At 54.8% G+C, this 16,188-nt stretch carries 13 protein-coding genes; 4 read left to right on the top strand and 9 right to left on the bottom strand.

What is annotated here, in order from left to right; all coding sequences use genetic code 11:
* Positions 1-119 precede the first annotated feature (119 nt).
* On the top strand, positions 120-1,307 hold the full coding sequence (gene xylR, locus GW579_RS05235) for a D-xylose utilization transcriptional activator XylR (protein ID WP_152326936.1): 1,188 nt from the start codon (positions 120-122) through the stop codon (positions 1,305-1,307).
* Positions 1,308-1,397: 90 nt separating this feature from the next.
* On the opposite strand, the gene yicI is transcribed toward xylR, so the two are convergent.
* The 3 genes from yicI to GW579_RS05220 form a co-directional block, all read right to left on the bottom strand.
* Positions 1,398-3,722 carry an alpha-xylosidase gene (gene yicI, locus GW579_RS05230; protein WP_165057912.1) on the bottom strand — a complete coding sequence of 775 codons (2,325 nt, stop codon included), beginning with the start codon at positions 3,720-3,722 and terminating at the stop codon, positions 1,398-1,400.
* 106 nt (positions 3,723-3,828) lie between these two features.
* Entirely contained in the window at positions 3,829-5,196 is a 1,368-nt protein-coding gene (locus GW579_RS05225) for a glycoside-pentoside-hexuronide family transporter (protein ID WP_152326938.1), read from the bottom strand.
* Positions 5,197-5,378: 182 nt separating this feature from the next.
* Entirely contained in the window at positions 5,379-6,452 is a 1,074-nt protein-coding gene (locus GW579_RS05220) for a sugar ABC transporter substrate-binding protein (protein WP_165057910.1), read from the bottom strand.
* Between the two features lie 297 nt (positions 6,453-6,749).
* Between GW579_RS05220 and GW579_RS05215 the strand changes: the two genes are divergently transcribed.
* On the top strand, positions 6,750-7,901 hold the full coding sequence (locus GW579_RS05215; RefSeq protein ID WP_165057908.1) for a PQQ-dependent sugar dehydrogenase: 1,152 nt from the start codon (positions 6,750-6,752) through the stop codon (positions 7,899-7,901).
* A 53-nt stretch (positions 7,902-7,954) separates the two neighbouring features.
* On the opposite strand, the gene GW579_RS05210 is transcribed toward GW579_RS05215, so the two are convergent.
* From GW579_RS05210 to GW579_RS05200, 3 genes are all read right to left on the bottom strand, one after another.
* On the bottom strand, positions 7,955-8,575 hold the full coding sequence (locus GW579_RS05210) for a glutathione S-transferase family protein (protein ID WP_152326941.1): 621 nt from the start codon (positions 8,573-8,575) through the stop codon (positions 7,955-7,957).
* 148 nt (positions 8,576-8,723) lie between these two features.
* Entirely contained in the window at positions 8,724-10,007 is a 1,284-nt protein-coding gene (locus GW579_RS05205; RefSeq protein WP_152326942.1) for an MFS transporter, read from the bottom strand.
* The gene (locus GW579_RS05200) at positions 10,004-11,425 is read right to left on the bottom strand and encodes a M20 family metallopeptidase (protein ID WP_165057906.1); all 1,422 of its coding nucleotides are present in this window, start codon (positions 11,423-11,425) and stop codon (positions 10,004-10,006) included. The genes GW579_RS05205 and GW579_RS05200 overlap by 4 nt, the downstream gene beginning before the upstream one ends.
* A 155-nt stretch (positions 11,426-11,580) precedes the next feature.
* Between GW579_RS05200 and GW579_RS05195 the strand changes: the two genes are divergently transcribed.
* Entirely contained in the window at positions 11,581-12,519 is a 939-nt protein-coding gene (locus GW579_RS05195) for a LysR family transcriptional regulator (protein WP_152326944.1), read from the top strand.
* 4 nt (positions 12,520-12,523) lie between these two features.
* On the opposite strand, the gene GW579_RS05190 is transcribed toward GW579_RS05195, so the two are convergent.
* Positions 12,524-12,862, bottom strand: a complete 339-nt coding sequence (locus GW579_RS05190; protein WP_165057904.1) for a GlpM family protein — start codon at positions 12,860-12,862, stop codon at positions 12,524-12,526.
* Positions 12,863-13,172: 310 nt separating this feature from the next.
* Here GW579_RS05190 and GW579_RS05185 point away from each other — a divergent pair, with 310 nt between their 5' ends.
* Positions 13,173-14,384 (top strand): serine hydrolase, encoded by a 1,212-nt coding sequence (locus tag GW579_RS05185; RefSeq protein ID WP_165057902.1) that lies wholly within the window; start codon positions 13,173-13,175, stop codon positions 14,382-14,384.
* Between the two features lie 82 nt (positions 14,385-14,466).
* Here the strand turns inward: GW579_RS05185 and ybjG are convergent, their stop codons facing one another.
* Both ybjG and GW579_RS05175 read right to left on the bottom strand, forming a co-directional pair.
* A complete protein-coding gene (gene ybjG / locus GW579_RS05180; RefSeq protein WP_152326947.1) occupies positions 14,467-15,072 on the bottom strand; it encodes an undecaprenyl-diphosphate phosphatase in 606 nt (201 codons plus the stop codon).
* Between the two features lie 301 nt (positions 15,073-15,373).
* Positions 15,374-16,108, bottom strand: a complete 735-nt coding sequence (locus GW579_RS05175; RefSeq protein ID WP_165057901.1) for a class I SAM-dependent methyltransferase — start codon at positions 16,106-16,108, stop codon at positions 15,374-15,376.
* Positions 16,109-16,188: the final 80 nt, after the last annotated feature.

The raw sequence follows: 16,188 nt of genomic DNA, 5'->3' as shown, positions 1-16,188 counted from the left end.
TGCCAACGCCACGCAGAACCGGCGTTGTGCTATTGACCACCAGACCCATGTAACCCGCCCTGTTCATGCGCGCATTTGAACAGGGCTTCAGCCTATTTGATCATCGGTGAGAAACAGGCATGTTTGAGAAACGCTATCGGATCACGCTGTTATTTAACGCGAACAAAGTTTACGACCGTCAGGTTGTGGAAGGCGTTGGCGAATATTTGCAGGCCTCGCAAAGCGACTGGGATATCTTCATTGAAGAGGATTTTCGCTGCCGTATCGACAACATTAAAGACTGGCTGGGCGACGGTGTCATCGCAGACTTTGATGACCGCGAAATTGAAACCCTGCTCGAAGATCTTAATGTGCCGATTGTCGGTGTCGGCGGGTCTTATCATCGGGAAGAAGATTACCCGCCGGTTCACTACATCGCGACCGATAACCACGCGCTGGTCGAAGCCGCGTTTATGCACCTGAAAGAGAAGGGCATCAACCGTTTTGCCTTTTACGGCTTGCCCGATGCGGGCGGAAAACGCTGGGCGCAGGAGCGCGAATTTGCTTTCAGGAAACTGGTGTCAGCCGAGCAGTATCAGGGCGTGGTGTATCAGGGAATGGAAACCGCACCGGAGAACTGGCAGCACGCGCAAAACCGGCTGGCGGACTGGATACAAACGCTGCCGCAGCAAACCGGCATTATCGCCGTCACCGACGCCCGCGCCCGGCATTTATTGCAGGTCTGTGAACATCTGAATATTCCCGTGCCTGAAAAGCTCAGCGTCATTGGAATCGATAACGAGGAATTAACCCGCTATCTTTCCCGCGTGGCGTTGTCTTCCGTGGTGCAGGGCACGCGGCAGATGGGCTATCGCGCGGCAAAACTTCTGCATCAGTTGCTGGATCAGCGCGACCTGCCGTTGCAGCGCATTCTGGTTCCTCCGGTCAAAGTCGTCGAACGTCGTTCAACGGATTTCCGCTCTTTGCGGGATCCGGCGGTGATTCAGGCGATGCATTACATCCGTTATCACGCTTGTAAAGGCATCAAAGTCGAGCAGGTTCTGGACGCTATCGGCATGTCACGATCTAACCTGGAGAAGCGTTTTAAAGATGAAACCGGGCAAACCATTCACGGCGTGATCCACGAAGAAAAGCTCGACCGCGCCCGTAACCTTCTGGCCGCCACGTCGATTTCCATCAATGAGATATCGCAAATGTGCGGGTATCCGTCACTGCAATATTTCTATTCAGTATTCAGGAAAGGCTATGAAATGACACCGAAAGAGTACCGCAGTATTCACGGCGAAAGCGTCTATCAGGACGTATAAATCAGAGTGCTAAAGCCAGAAAAAAGCCCCGCGCTGAACTTGCGACGGGGCTGTGTATTAAAGCTGATACGACGGTTTTTATAACGTCATTTATAAAACAATAACAAACTGATGACTGCCGTGTTCCGGCGTCACGCGTATTCCTTGCGCTGTCGCCGAAGTGGTCGCCAGACTGCATTTCGAGACGCTGTGAATATTGCGCAGGCACAACGTCCAGCCGGTGGCCTGGCCTTCCGTGGTCAGCGTCAGCGTATTACCGCTGCGGTGTGCGTTCAGCGTAAAGACCACATTCCCATGCAGGTCGGTCAGACGGCTCTCAGCAATTGCGCCATCTTCCAGCTCGAACAGATGGAATTCCGGACGCTCGCTGTAGTCGTAATCCGGTTTTTCACTGTTGCTGCCTGTCGCCAGTAACGTGTTCGGGCGGACGTACAGTGGCAGGCTGTCGAAGCCATGCTGCTGACGGTGCCAGCGTGAACCTTGTGCCACCTCGTTGCTGAGCAGGTGCGTCCAGCGGCCCTGAGGCAGATAAAAATCCACGTCGCCTTGTTCACTGAAGACTGGCGCGACCAGCAGGTTATCGCCGAGCATGTATTGCCGGTCGAGATAATCGCAGGCCGGATCTTCCGGGAATTCCAGCATCATGGCGCGCATGACCGGCGTTCCGCTTTTAGCGGCCTGCGCGGAGGCCGGATAAAGATACGGCATCAGGCGGCACTTCAGTTGCGTGAACTGGCGCACCACATCGCAGGCTTCGTCGTCATAAACCCAGGGTACACGATAGGATTTACTGCCATGCAGGCGGCTGTGGCTCGACAGCAGGCCGAAGGCGCACCAGCGTTTGTAGATATGCGCCGGTGCGGTGTTTTCGAAACCGCCGATGTCGTGGCTCCAGAACCCGAACCCGGACAACCCGATGGACAGGCCACCGCGCAGGCTTTCCGCCATGGATTCGTAAGTGGCGTAACAGTCGCCGCCCCAGTGAACCGGGAATTGCTGCGCGCCCACGGAGGCCGAACGGGCAAACAACACAGCTTCGGATGCGCCGAGTTTATCCTGCAACGTTTCGTACACCAGCTTGTTGTACACAAACGCGTAATGGTTGTGCATTTTCTGCGGGTCGCAGCCGTCGTGCCAGACCACATCTGTAGGAATGCGCTCGCCGAAGTCTGTCTTGAAGCAATCCACGCCCATATCCACCAGCCGTTTCAGGTGTCCGGCGTACCATTCGCAGGCCTGCGGATTGGTGAAATCGACAATGCCCATCCCGGCCTGCCATTTATCCCACTGCCATACGCGGCCGTCCGGACGTTTGAGCAGATACCCTTTCTCTTTGCCTTCATGGAACAGCGGAGATTTCTGCCCGATGTACGGGTTTATCCACACGCAGATTTTCAGACCGCGTGCTTTCAGGCGCTGCAACATGCCCTGCGGATCCGGGAAAGTTTGCGGATCCCATTCAAAATCGCACCACTGGAAAGCTTTCATCCAGAAGCAGTCGAAATGGAAAACGTGCAGCGGCAGATTGCGTTCGGCCATGCCGTCGATAAAGCTGTTGACCGTTGCTTCGTCGTAATTGGTGGTGAAGGATGTGGTCAGCCACAGGCCAAATGACCAGGCGGGCGGCAGCGCAGGGCGGCCGGTCAGGCGCGTATAACGGTCGAGTACTTTTTTCGGCGTCGGACCGTCGATGACGAAATATTCGAGGTATTCGCCTTCCACGCTGAACTGCACTTTCGACACTTTCTCGGAACCGACTTCAAACGACACGCATTCCGGATGGTTCACCAGCACACCGTAGCCGCGGTTTGTCAAATAGAACGGAATGTTTTTGTAGGATTGCTCGGTGCTGGTGCCGCCGTCGCGGTTCCAGGTTTCGACGGTTTGCCCGTTTTTAACCAGCGCGGTGAAGCGTTCTCCCAGCCCGTAAACCGTTTCGCCGACACCCAGATCCAACCGCTCCATCATGTAGGTTTTGTGCGATTTGTTGTCCTGCACGTAACCGTTGGATTTCGCTACGCTGCCGGTAATTCGGCGGCCATCGCGCAGGAAATCGAGCGTCCAGTTATCGCCTTTGGTCACGCGGACGCTCAGCGAACCGCTGTGCAATGCAGCGAATTCCGCATTGTCTTCAAAGCGCAGCTCCGGTGTGTCGGATTGGATTAGCGGATAATGCGGGCCCTTGTCCGTTTCGCCGTCAAAATGGGTAATGCGTACGCCAATCACACCGGTTTGCGGCGAGAAAAAACGCAGCGTAAACAGCGGGGAATCGAGCTGGCTGGCGCGCTCAGAGGCGTCTTTCGGCGCCGCGTAAATCACCATTTCGTTTCCGGCGCGCTGAACTTCGAATACCTGTAAAGGGTGCGTTAAAACTAAACCCTCTTGTATCAACCAGTTGCCGTCACTTATCTTCATTATGTCCTCCTTTTGCCCTTCATCCTTCGCACTGACTGTGCGTTGGCAGCTGTCGCCTTGATTCAGCACGAATGATTTGGGGCATATTCCGTTAAGTCCAAAAATGTCATTTCATAAATTCTTGCTGATTGCGGCGGATGCCTTGCGCAACTTCGTCAAGTATGCGGCGCAGCAGCGGCGTGCGCAGGATGTAATAACGCTTGCAGATGATCGCGCTCAGCAGGTAACAGGCGGCGGGCACCAGCGTGAACAGCGCGACGATGCAGGCCAGCGTGGTCGCGTTCTGCGTGGCAGCACCGGACTGATAACCGGCACCGGCCAGCATCCAGCCGATCATCGCGCCCGCCAATGCCAGACCGAGTTTGAGTACAAATAAGGTCCCCGCAAAGCTGATACCGGTCAGGCGTTTGCCGTCGTTCCATTCACCGTAATCCACGGTGTCGGACATCATGACCCACTGAATTGGCGTCACCAGCTGATGCAGTACGCCGATCACAAAGATGAACGCAAACATCGCGAGGCTGCCATGAACCGGCAGGAAGAACATAGCGACGCTGAGTACGGCAAGAATAGCGTTGGTCCACCAAAACACGCTCACTTTGCATTTCCAGTCGGTGAGCGGTTTGGCGAGTGCGCTGCCGAACAGATTGCCGACGGAATAGACGCCGAGGAACCAGACGAACAGCAGCGGATTGCCGAGAATATAGGTGACGTAATACATCATGGCGCCGCCGCGTACCGCCACGGCGATGATGTTAAGGATGGTCAGCAGCCCCACAATACGCCATTGATCGTTATGCCAGATGTCGCGCAAATCCTCGCGCATGGTGCCGGTCGGTTTGCCCGGATCGATACGCTCTTTGGTCGTGGCAAAACAGATTGCCAGCATGATGGCCGCGACAATCGCCAGTACGGCAATGCCGCCCTGATAACCCAGCGCCTGATTTTCGCCGCCAATGAGTTTTACCAGCGGCATCATCAGCACGGTGCTCAGCATGCCGCCCGCCGTCGCCAGCACGAAGCGGTAGGATTGCAGCGAAATACGCTGTGTCGGGTTCGAGGTAATCACACCGCCGAGTGCGCAATACGGAATGTTGACCACGGTATACATCAGCGTGAGCAGCGTGTAAGTGATGGCGGCGTAGATCATTTTGCCGGTCATGCTCAGTTCCGGCGTGGTGTAGGTGAAGACGCAGACGATGCCGAAAGGGATCGCGCCGAACAGGACGTAAGGGCGGAATTTGCCCCAACGCGTGCGGGTGCGGTCAGCCAGCAATCCCATGCAGGGGTCAGAGATAGCATCGAGTGCGCGGGCCAACAGGAACATGGTGCCGACGTATCCGGCGGGAATGCCGAAAATGTCGGTGTAGAAAAACATCATGTACAGCATGACATTATCAAAAATGATATGACTGGCGGCGTCGCCTAATCCATATCCAATCTTTTCCTTGACCGAAAGGATTTCTGTACTCATTGCTTCAATGTCCATATGAAAAGGGAGAGTACAGGTTTTAACGGTTGTAAGCGGTTGCGGCTATTGAGATTTTTAATTCTGAAATTATGTTTCTTTATTTCTGTGATCGCAGCGGGGAAACGGTAACGCAAAGAGTGGATAAGTGATGAAATAACCTCCCGTTTCCGGGAGGTCTGAGGCAATTACTTTTTGTATTTTGCTTCCAGCGTGGCAAACCATGGCGCGGTGAAATCTTCTGATTTCCCCCAGCCCGGAATGATTTTGCTCAGGCCGCTGACGTTCAGGCCATCCGGCTGGCTGACCAGCAGGGATTGCGGAATCGTCTGCGCCGGGAATTCATAAGTCTGCGGCGTTTTTTCACCAGCAATTTTCAGCGCCACAATACGCAGGTTTACTGCGCCGATCAGCTGCGTATCCACCGCCGCCGTGAACAACCAAGGGCTGCCTTTCTCGCGCATCAGTTGCAGATCCTGATTCGAGGCATCAATGCTGTAGAGTTTGATTTCAGTCCGGCCATTTTCTTTCAGCGCTTTGTAAGCCCCCTGGCTGAAGGCATCCCAGGAACCCCAGATGGCATCAATCTGGCCTTTCGGATACTTCGCCAGAATCGCCCCGACTTTGTTGGCGGTGTCGCCCTGAACGTCTGAAGAAACCGCGCCGATAGACTCAAGCTGGTGAATGCCCGGGTTCTCTTTCAGGATGGCTTCGTAAGTTTTCTGGCGGCGTTCCATTGGCGGGAACCCGGCCACCCACAGTTTGATGATGTTGGCTTTGCCGTTGAAATCTTTCACCAACTGGCCGACGGAGGCTTTCGCCAGAGACGCGTCGTCCTGACGGGTGACGGTGACGCCCGCAATAGTATCCGGGACTTCGGTATCAAACGCTGAAACCGCAATGCCCGCGGCGGCAATGCGTTTTGCCAGCGCTTCGGAATACGGTCCACGGCCCTGCGACAGGATTATTCCGTCGTATTTCTGGCTGATGGCCTGATTCACGAAATCCTGAAACTTGGCGTCGTCGCCGTTACTCAGGAATGTATCGACTTTAAAGCCCAGCGCATGGCCTTGCTTGATGGCTCCCGCGAGAAATTGCGTGGTGTTGTCATCGGAGCCGAGGTTACGGATAACGGCAATGCGCACCGGGCCGTTGTGTTGTGCAATCGCAGCCGGAACCGGTGCCAGCTGGGCATCAGCGGCAAACGCGGGCAGGGCGGAGAACAGGCTAAGCGCCAGCAGGGATGCGGATATTTTTTTCATTATTTAACAACTCCGTCGTCGGGTGCGATGTGTGTTTCACAGGTGTTTTTTGGCATAAAAATTCGGAACAAAAAGAACGGACCAAATTGAGGATGTTTGGAAGTCCGTCTGTCTGGACGTCCATTGTGACAACGCAGTCTACCGGTATGTTAAGAAGGAGGGAATGCTTTGTTGATAGTATATTTCCGGCTGGCGTTATTCCTGTTGGTTATAGAACGCTGAGTGGCGCTGAGCAAAATCAGGTACATGGCCTAAACTGAACATTCAACGCTGATCAACGTCTCCGGGAGAAGCCTGATGTCATATTCTTTCCGCGCTGCCGCTTTATTCATTTTCTCAACCTCACTTCTGGCGGAGAACGCATTTGCCGCACCGAAATCGCCGGTTCCCTTTGCGATTGCCCGCGCGGAGGTCACCGAAATGGCGAAAGGTCTGGATCACCCGTGGTCGCTGGCATTTCTGCCGCAGTCGCAAGGGGCGCTGATTACTGAGCGCAGCGGCCAGCTGCGTCTGTGGCAGCCAGACCAGGCACTTTCCGCGCCGCTCAAAGGCGTGCCGCGCGTGTGGGTCAGCGGGCAGGCGGGGCTGTGGGATGTGCGCCTGTCGCCGGATTTTGCGAACAACCGCCGGGTTTATCTCTCTTTCGCGCAGCCGGGTGAAAAGGGCGAGCCTCACGCGGCGCTCGGCTATGGCACGTTGTCGGCAGACAAGCAAAGTCTGACGGATTTTAAAGTGATTTTTGTGCAGCAACCGGCGCTGGAAAGCGGCATTAATCTGGGCGGGCGCATGGCTTTCGATGCGCAGGGCAATATTTTCCTGTCAGTCGGGGATAATAATCAGCGCCTCAACGCTCAGCACCTGAATCAGCTGCAAGGCAAGATTTTGCGTCTGACGCCGGAAGGTGGCATTCCGCAGGATAATCCGTTTGCAGGTGACAAAAACGCGAAGCCGGAGATCTGGACTTACGGCAACCGCAATCCGCAGGGGCTGGCGGTGAATCCGTGGAGCGGTGCGTTATGGGAAACGGAGCACGGGCCGCGCGGCGGGGACGAGGTGAACCTGCCGAAAGCGGGAAAAAATTACGGCTGGCCGCTGGCGACGTTTGGGATTAACTATTCCGGGCAGCCTATCCCGGAAGCGAAAGGCACCACGCTGGCGGGCGCTGAAGATCCGATTTATTACTGGGCAATTTCTCCGGCGCTGAGCGGCATGGCATTTTATAACGCGCAGAAATTCCCGCAGTGGAAAAACTCGCTGTTTGCGGGCGCGCTGGCCGGGAAATCGCTGATCCGTCTGACCGTAGACGGCGAAAAAATTACCCATGAAGAACGTCTGCTAAGCGACCGCAATGAGCGTATTCGCGAAGTACAGGTCGGGCCGGACGGTTTTGTTTATGTGCTGACGGATGAAAGTGACGGGAAACTGCTGAAGGTGTCGCCGGGCCAGTAACTGCCGGATGCTAAAAAAGGCGTGTCGTTGCGGCACGCCTTTTATGTTTAAGTCTACGTTAGAGGGATCATCACGCGTTTCTGGAAATCCGGGCGCTGGGTGATTTGCTTATACCAGCGCTCTACATTCGGATGGGCCTGACGTTCAATATTCAGCCCGTACCAGGCGTAGGCGTAGATCGCCAGCGGGATGTCCCCGAGCCCGAAATGTTCGCCAGATAACCATGCCTGCTGCGCCAGCACCTTGTCGACAATCGCCCAGTGTTTTTCAAATGCCTCCATGCCTGTCGCCACCAGATTCATATCACGCTCCGGTTCGGGAACGCGAACCAGCGTCAGAAAGACCTGACGGAAAGGAATAGTCAGGGTGTTTGCGGTCCAGTCCAGCCATTTATCCGCGCTTGCGCGAGCCCGCAGATCAGAAGGCCAGAATGCTTCATTACCTGCGCGTTCGGCGAGATAACGCAAAATGGCATTCGATTCCCATAAGACAAAATCATCATCCTGCAGGCAAGGCACCAGTCCGTTCGGATTGAGTGACAGATAAAGTGGCTCATGATTTTTACCATAAGCGCCCCCGGCGTTAATTTGCTGAAAAGGCAGTTTCAGTTCATCCAGTAACCACAGGACTTTTTTCACATTCGTTGAGTTATCGCGGCCCCACAGGGTGATCATTCAGAACTCCTCATTTGAAAAGGGTAAATAAACAGAACGTTAGCCAGCACAATGGCAATGACTATAGGGCAGGTGAAGGGGTTTTGCGAAGGGTTAAGCGTAACACTCAGCGACAGGTTTCCCCGCCGCTGAATGGGATTACGGAAAATCAGCGCTGTGTTTTCTGCGCTTTAAACAGTGCCCAGACGCTGAGCAGGGCGACCATCATCAGGTAGTAACCTGGCGCCAGGCTGCTGCCGGTGGCGGAAATCAGCAGCGTACAGATGAACGGCGCAAAGCCGCCGAACACGGTGACCGCCACGTTGTAGCTGATCGCCATGCCGCTGGCGCGGGTGGTGATCGGGAACAAATCCGCCATCATCGACGGCACTGTGGAGAAATACACCGATTTCAGCAACGCCAGCCAGCTTATCAGCAGCAGTAAGGACAGCGCCGATGTGTATTGCAGCATCAGCCAGAAGGCCGGATAAATGGTCAGCAACAGCAGGATAAGCGAGCCCCACATCAGCGGCAGACGACCGATTTTCTCCGCCCACAGCCCCATCACCGGCGTAACGACGGTCAGGATAATCCCCGCCGATAACGTGGCGCTAAAGCCCGCGGAAGCAGGCAAATGCAACGTTTTTGTAGCGTACGTCGGTACATAGTTCAGCATGTAGTTGATGGCAGTGGAAACCACCATCAGGCCGATAGCCGTAAAGAACAGGCCTTTTTGCGAGCGCACGATTTCTTTCAGCGGCGACGCGGTTTTCTCGGCTTTACTGAAGCTTTCCGATTCTTTGATATGGCGGCGGATATACAAACCGACCGGGCCAATCAGCAGACCGAAAATAAACGGAATGCGCCATCCCCAGTCCTGCAACTGCGTTTCACTCAGAATGGCAGACAACCCCAGGCCAAATGCAGAGGCCAGCAAGGTACTTGCACCTTGCGTGGCGAACTGCCAGCTGGCGATAAACGCTTTGCGTTCGGGGAAATGTTCAACCAGAAACGCCGTTGAGCTGCCGAACTCACCACCCGCCGAGAAGCCCTGAATCAGGCGTGCCGCGAGGATCAGCAGCGGAGCGGCCATGCCTATAGTGGCGTAGGACGGTGTGAGCACAATGATTAAGCCGCCAATCATCATCAGGCTGATGGACATCAGCAGCGACGCTTTACGTCCGTGTTTGTCGGCATACGCACCGAGAACGATTGCGCCGAGTGGCCGGATCAGGAATGAAACCCCGAAGCTGCCGAACGCCAGCAACAGTGAAACGGTCGGGTCGGACGTCGGGAAATAGGCATGCGCAATGTAGCTGGCGAAAAAGCCGTAAATGGCGATATCAAACCACTCCAGCGCGTTCCCGATACAGGTCGCAAAAAGGGTTTTCAACAGGCTCGGTTTCTCAGCCGTGGTGCTGACGGAAGCGGAACTGGCGCTTAACTGGCTCATTGCACACCTCCTGTATGGGCGTGGTGACGGGCCAGAACGGACGCACCGTTTTCACCGAGATCCCAAAGCAGATGGGTCATGATCGCCAGCCCTTCGCGCGCAACGGGGATCAGCATGTGTTCATTCACGCCGTGCTGACCGCAGGCCGGATAAGAGTGCGGCACCCATAACGTCGGTAAACCGAGAATATCGGCGAAGACATCGTTAGGCAGCGAACCGCCGAGATTCGGCAGCAATGCCGGCTTTTTACCGGTTGTTATTTGCATGATATTCAGCGCCCAGTCCACCAGAGGATCGGTCGGGTCGAAGCGGGTGGCCGGTGAGCCACGCATAAATTCCACCTCAACCTGCGGGAAACCGTGTGCATCCAGGTGCGCACGGACGTGCTCTGCAAGATTCTGCCAGTCGGTGCCGACGACAAAACGCAGCTGACACACCGCCGTCGCGGAGCCGGGAATGGCGTTCATCGGGCGCTGCGGATTGCCGGTCAGGAAGGACAGCACTTCCAGCGTATTCCACGCATAGAGACGCTCGGCAGGCGTGAGACCTTCCTCGCCCCAGTTCAGGTCAATCTTCGGATCGTTTTTGCCATCGCCGACGTCCACATCGCTGAGAATTTCGCGGATAGCGTCACTGACCGCAGGCGGTTTCAGCGCAGAAACCTGCAACTGGCCGTGCTGATTCACCAGACAGGCCAGCGCGTTTGCCAGCTGCGTCCCCGGATTGGTCAGCAGGCCGCCCCAGTTTCCGGAGTGATAGGCGTTGTCGCGGGCATTGATGGTGAGACGGAAATTCACCGCACCGCGTGAACCGAGGAACAGCGTCGGGCGCACGGCGCTCAGGCGCGGGCCGTCGGAGGCGAGGAAAATATCGGCGCTAAGCTGTTCCTGATATTCACGGCAAAGTTCGGCCAGCCCCGGTGAGCTGATTTCTTCACCCATTTCGAACAGCAGTTTGCAGTTAAAACCGAGGCTCCCGCTGCGGGCCTGGTAGATTTGTTCCAGCGCGGCAATGTTAATGCTGTGCTGGCCTTTGTTGTCGGCGCTGCCACGTCCGTACCAGCGGTCGCCGTCTTCTTTCAGTTCCCACGGCGATAAGTCGCTGCGCCAGTTTTCATCGTCGCCGAACACTACGTCGCCATGGCCGTAACTCAGGATTGTGGGCAACGCATCGTCTTCAATGCGGGTAGCGATCAAAAACGGTCGGTTAGCGGCATACGCATTTTCGACGCTCAGCAGGCTGAAACCCATCGCCGCGAGTGCCGGTTTAATCTCTTCATCGAGATAACGCGCCAGTTCGGCGTCCCGCTGATTACTCTGGCTTTCGGAGGCAATCGCCACCCTGCGCGCCAGCGTGCGCTGGTATTCACCCTGATCGAACCAGGCTAACGCCTGTTCAACGATATTTTCCGCTGTCATGAGGATCCTGCTTTTGTTGTGTTTGTGATTTTATTGTTGGTTTTTTATCAGTTTCACTCTAAGCGCTACGTCAGCGTTGCCACAATAATAATAATTGCAAGTTAGCGTTGCTTTTATTGTAATGCTCATCTGCACAGTTATGAGGCAATACGGTCATGCAAAGTACGGAGATTCGCTATTTTCTGGCGGTGGCCAATACCGGCTCCCTGAGCGCGGCGAGTAAGCAATTATTTGTGGCGGTATCGGCCATCAGCCGTCAGATCCAGCGTCTGGAAGAACGTATCGGCGCGCCGCTGTTTGAACGTCATGCGCGCGGGATGGTGCTCAACGATGCCGGGCAGATTCTGGAAAACCATGTGCGTAAAAGCATGATGGAAATGGAGCACGCGATTGCGGAAATTCAGGGGCTGAACGCCGTGAGGCGAACCGTGATCCGCATGGCCTGCACTGACGGGCTGGCGTTTGATTTACTGCCGCAGTTGTTCTCGCGGTTTCGCAAGATAAACCCGGGCGTGATGTTTTATCTCAACGTCGGCACGGCGGTGGAAGTGTCGGAAATGATCCACAACGGAGAAGTGGAACTCGCGTTACAGTTCAGTCTGGTGGCGGAGCGCGGCGTGGACATCATGGCGTCTTTCCCTGCGCCGGTACGCATGGTGATGCGCCCGGATCATCCGCTGGCCGATAAGGACGTGCTGCTGACAGATTTGCATCCGTACCCGCTGGCGATGAACGAGCAGGGCAGCACCATCCGCCAGCTGTTTGATTTGTCGTGCCGGATGAGCGGAATTTTTCTGGAACCCGCAGTGAGCTGTAACCGTTTTTCGACGCTTTACGATTTCATGGTGCAGACGCCGGGTGCGATTGTCGCGTGCAGCCACTTTTCCATTATGTATAAAGCCCGGCGCGATAATTTGCGGGTCAAACCGGTGAATATTGAACAGCTGAGCCAGCGGACGTTGCAGTTGCAATCACCTGCCGGTAAAAGGCGTTCGGCGGCGCTCGGTCAGTTTGTCGATTTTATCCGTGACGAACTGGTGCGGGAAAACGAGGCCTTTATCCGTGATTTCGATTTGAATACTGCCCAGTTATAAAAAGTCAGGCGTGAAAACGCGTCCACAGGCTAATCAGCAGCCACGCCGCCAGCGACCAGCAAACGACGGCGCAGAACAGGGCGTAAGGCAGTTTCATCGAGCCGATGAAAAAATAGAGTGAAATCAGGTACACCATATAAGGAATGACGGCCCACAAGCCGAAGACAATCGTGGTTCGCAGTGCCTCAATGCTGCGTTCCGTGCCCACGATGTAGTGAGCAATTAAGGCGAACGTAGGAAAGAGCGGGACCAGCCCGGCGATATAATAGTTTCGGGTTTTGGACAGCACCCCGATTAAAATCACGACCAGCGCTCCGATCAGCGCCTTAATTACCAGTCCCATTTCTGCCCCTGCGGCTCGTTCATCGTCGTTGTAGCGCCGTTGCGATTAAGACGTTTATTGTTATAGATATTTTATATGAATCTGCACCCCAAACTGACGTACATGAATGAATTGGTCAAGTGCTGACTGCTGTTTTTATCGCCGGTTGAATCAGCGCAAGCAGCGGAAAATTCTACTATTCTTAAGATCTTTACACTATTTAGGTTTATTCCAGACCCAGAACGCAGTAGGTTTTACGTCAGACAGAGTTGTACAATCTGTTTGAAAGATAAGATAAATTTCAGTTACCCGGACAAAAGCGCTGATACCTATGACAATTTCTTCCCAATTCAAACGGACTTTCATTTACGCGCTGGGCGGTGGAGTAATGCTGCTGGCGCTTCCTGCCGCTCAGGCGGACAACGGCCCCGTCGCACCACAGATTAATGCCAAATCCTGGGTGCTAATGGATTACAACAGCGGGAAGATCCTGACTGAATCGAATCCTGACGCGCGCCTCGACCCGGCCAGCCTGAGTAAAATCATGGTCAGCTACGTGGTCGGCCAGGCCATTAAATCCGGCAAAATCAAATCCGACGATTTGGTTTCTGTCGGTAACGATGCCTGGGCAACCGGCAATCCGGTGCTGCGCGGATCGTCCCTGATGTTCCTCAAACCCGGTGACCGCGTGCCGGTTTCCGAGCTGAATAAAGGGATCGTCATCCAGTCGGGTAACGACGCGAGTATCGCGCTGGCCGATTTTGTGGCGGGTAGCCAGGATTCCTTCGTGAATCTGATGAACCGCTACGGCGAACAGCTGAAACTGCAAAATACGCATTTTAAAACCGTTCACGGGCTGGATGCGGATGGGCAATACACGTCGGCAACGGATATGGCGCTGCTGTCGCAGGCGCTGATCCGCGATACGCCGGACGAATATGCGCTGCATAAAGAGAAAGAATTCACCTTCAACCACATTAAACAGATTAACCGCAACCGCCTGTTGTGGAGTTCGAATCTGAATGTGGACGGCATCAAAACCGGCTTCACGTCCGGCGCGGGGTATAACCTGGTCTCTTCCGCCAGCGACTCTACCGGTATGCGTTTGATTGCGGTAGTCATGGGCGCGCCGAGCGACCGTATCCGTTTCAGCGAGAGCGAAAGTCTGCTGACCTGGGGTTTCCGTTTCTTTGAAACGCTGACGCCAATTAAAGCCGGCGATGCATTCACCAGCCAGCGGGTCTGGTTTGGTGATGAAAAAATGGTTCCGCTGGGTGTGGCTGAAAATGCCTCACTGACGATGCCGAAAGGCCAGCTGAAAAACCTGAAAGCCAGCTTCACGCTGACCAATAAGCAGCTTGAAGCGCCGCTGGCGAAGAATCAGGTTGTGGGAACCGTGGATTTCAGCCTGGACGGCAAAGTTATTGAACAGCGTCCGCTGGTGGCGTTGCAGGAAGTGAAGGAATCGGGCTTCTTTGGCCGTATCTGGGACTTCGTGATGATGAAAATCAGCGGCCTTTTTGGCAGCATTTTCGGCAAGTAACTGCGGCTTATCCCCTGAAATCTGACACAAAAAAAGCGAGGCCAATAAAGCCTCGCTTTTTTATGCCTGAACGGCCGGAAAATCAGTTCTGCACCCAGCCTTTCCTGATCGGGAAGGCGAATCCAAAACGGTACACTTTGCACATCATCGCGTTAATCTGCTCACCAAACAGGTTCCACACCAGCTGCGCGAAAAGGCAACCGAGCATGCCAACCAGTAATCCGCCCAGCATATCCAGCGGCCAGTGAATGCCTAAATAAATACGTGACCAGGCGATGGCGATGGCTGTCACCATCAGCAGCGCGCCGGACCAGATGCGGTGCCAGAACAGGAATGACAGCGCGAAAGTGAAAATCGCCGTGCCGTGGTCGCTCGGGAAAGAATCATCCGGCGCGTGATGCAGGAAGTTATAACCAAAACCTTCAACGAAAGGGCGCGCGTGAGGGAAAAGCATCGAGAGCGTTTTGGCCGTCGTCATCGCAAAGAGCAGCGCAATGGTGGTTTTACTGACCAGTTCACGTTGCTGGCCGATCTGGTCGCGCTGACCCCAAAGCCAGAGCCCGACAATCAGAAGCGGGACGATGAGAATCAGGTCATTGGCCAGAAAAGCCGCCAGACTGATCAGCGCGTGCGGCGAAGCGGGCGTCGCGTTGATCCATAAAAACACCAGATGATTCAGCTGCTCCATAAAACTACCCTCGTATGTACAGGCCAGACAGGCCAAATAAACAGGCCAAAATAGTGATCACAAATTTCCGGTAACCCACTGACAACAGGCAAAAAACGTGGATGCCACGTTAGTTTGTGCTGCCTGTGAGGTAAAGAGGGTATCGTCTGAATATCCGCACTCGTTGAACGGCGGTATAGTTTCGTGATGAAATAGAGTGTAAAGAGAAGAACTTAAGGAAGCCTTAAGCAGGCGGGAGGACGAGCCTCCCGGCGCAATTGCCTGACTGAAAAAATGAAAGAAAAAGTGTCTGAGAAGACGATTAGCGAGGTTTTTGGACGGACATCAGGAACAGCATCGGACGTTCAGCCTCTTCGGCCAGCGCGGGTTGTGCGGCAATTTGTTCCGCTGACGGACCCCACTCATTAAGCCCGCGGATAACGAAACCCGCATCAGTGAGCAGGCGGATGTAGGTCCCCAGCGTGCGGTGCTGCTTGACCACGCCTTCGGCAAACCAGTTTGTGACACGCTTGCCTTCATGCTGATAACCATCGACCGGCCAGGTTTTTTGCCCGCTTTCATTGATCATCCACGCGGGGCTTGAAGGCGCGGTATAGATCGGGTGCTCAGCTGAGAAGACAAAACTGCCGCCCGGTTTGAGCGCGTGAAACACCGTTTGCACAAGCGCGGGCAGGGCGTCGATGTAATGAAGCGTGAGCGAGCTGTATGCCAGTTCAAAAGCGGCTTCCGGCAGTGTCAGGCTTTCAAGATCCTGACGGGCATAATGAATCGCATCGTCGCAAGTCATCGACCGGGCTTTTTCCAGCATTTTCTCTGAAACGTCGAGCCCTGAAACTTCTGCGGCACCGGCATCACGCGCAGCACGGCAGAACCAGCCGTAGCCACACCCCAGATCGATGATGCGTGCGCCCTGCATATCAGGCAGCATGGCTTTGAGTGAAGGCCATTCCGGCGCTCCTTCCAGCCCGAACTGCGATCGCCCGAGTTGCGCGTAGCCTTCAAAAAAGGCCGGATCATCGTAAATATTTTGCGTCATTTGAATGACTCCTATAAAAATAATCTTAATTGCCAATCCACTTTGGCCTGAACATTGTAGTAAAAATCAGACAGGAGAGC

Source organism: Rahnella contaminans (assembly GCF_011065485.1).
Classification (GTDB): Bacteria; Pseudomonadota; Gammaproteobacteria; order Enterobacterales; family Enterobacteriaceae; genus Rahnella; species Rahnella contaminans.
This window is presented reverse-complemented; position numbering and strand designations above follow the sequence as displayed.

Bases quoted from the DNA above. Each gene is read 5' to 3' on its own strand.
- GW579_RS05205 (WP_152326942.1), bottom strand. From the start codon at position 10,007: ATGAGCCAGTTAAGCGCCAGTTCCGCTTCCGTCAGCACCACGGCTGAG.
- GW579_RS05175 (WP_165057901.1), bottom strand. From the start codon at position 16,108: ATGACGCAAAATATTTACGATGATCCGGCCTTTTTTGAAGGCTACGCG.
- GW579_RS05200 (WP_165057906.1), bottom strand. From the start codon at position 11,425: ATGACAGCGGAAAATATCGTTGAACAGGCGTTAGCCTGGTTCGATCAG.
- yicI (WP_165057912.1), bottom strand. From the start codon at position 3,722: ATGAAGATAAGTGACGGCAACTGGTTGATACAAGAGGGTTTAGTTTTA.
- GW579_RS05190 (WP_165057904.1), bottom strand. From the start codon at position 12,862: ATGGGACTGGTAATTAAGGCGCTGATCGGAGCGCTGGTCGTGATTTTA.
- GW579_RS05185 (WP_165057902.1), top strand. From the start codon at position 13,173: ATGACAATTTCTTCCCAATTCAAACGGACTTTCATTTACGCGCTGGGC.
- GW579_RS05195 (WP_152326944.1), top strand. From the start codon at position 11,581: ATGCAAAGTACGGAGATTCGCTATTTTCTGGCGGTGGCCAATACCGGC.
- GW579_RS05220 (WP_165057910.1), bottom strand. From the start codon at position 6,452: ATGAAAAAAATATCCGCATCCCTGCTGGCGCTTAGCCTGTTCTCCGCC.
- GW579_RS05210 (WP_152326941.1), bottom strand. From the start codon at position 8,575: ATGATCACCCTGTGGGGCCGCGATAACTCAACGAATGTGAAAAAAGTC.
- xylR (WP_152326936.1), top strand. From the start codon at position 120: ATGTTTGAGAAACGCTATCGGATCACGCTGTTATTTAACGCGAACAAA.
- GW579_RS05225 (WP_152326938.1), bottom strand. From the start codon at position 5,196: ATGAGTACAGAAATCCTTTCGGTCAAGGAAAAGATTGGATATGGATTA.
- GW579_RS05215 (WP_165057908.1), top strand. From the start codon at position 6,750: ATGTCATATTCTTTCCGCGCTGCCGCTTTATTCATTTTCTCAACCTCA.
- ybjG (WP_152326947.1), bottom strand. From the start codon at position 15,072: ATGGAGCAGCTGAATCATCTGGTGTTTTTATGGATCAACGCGACGCCC.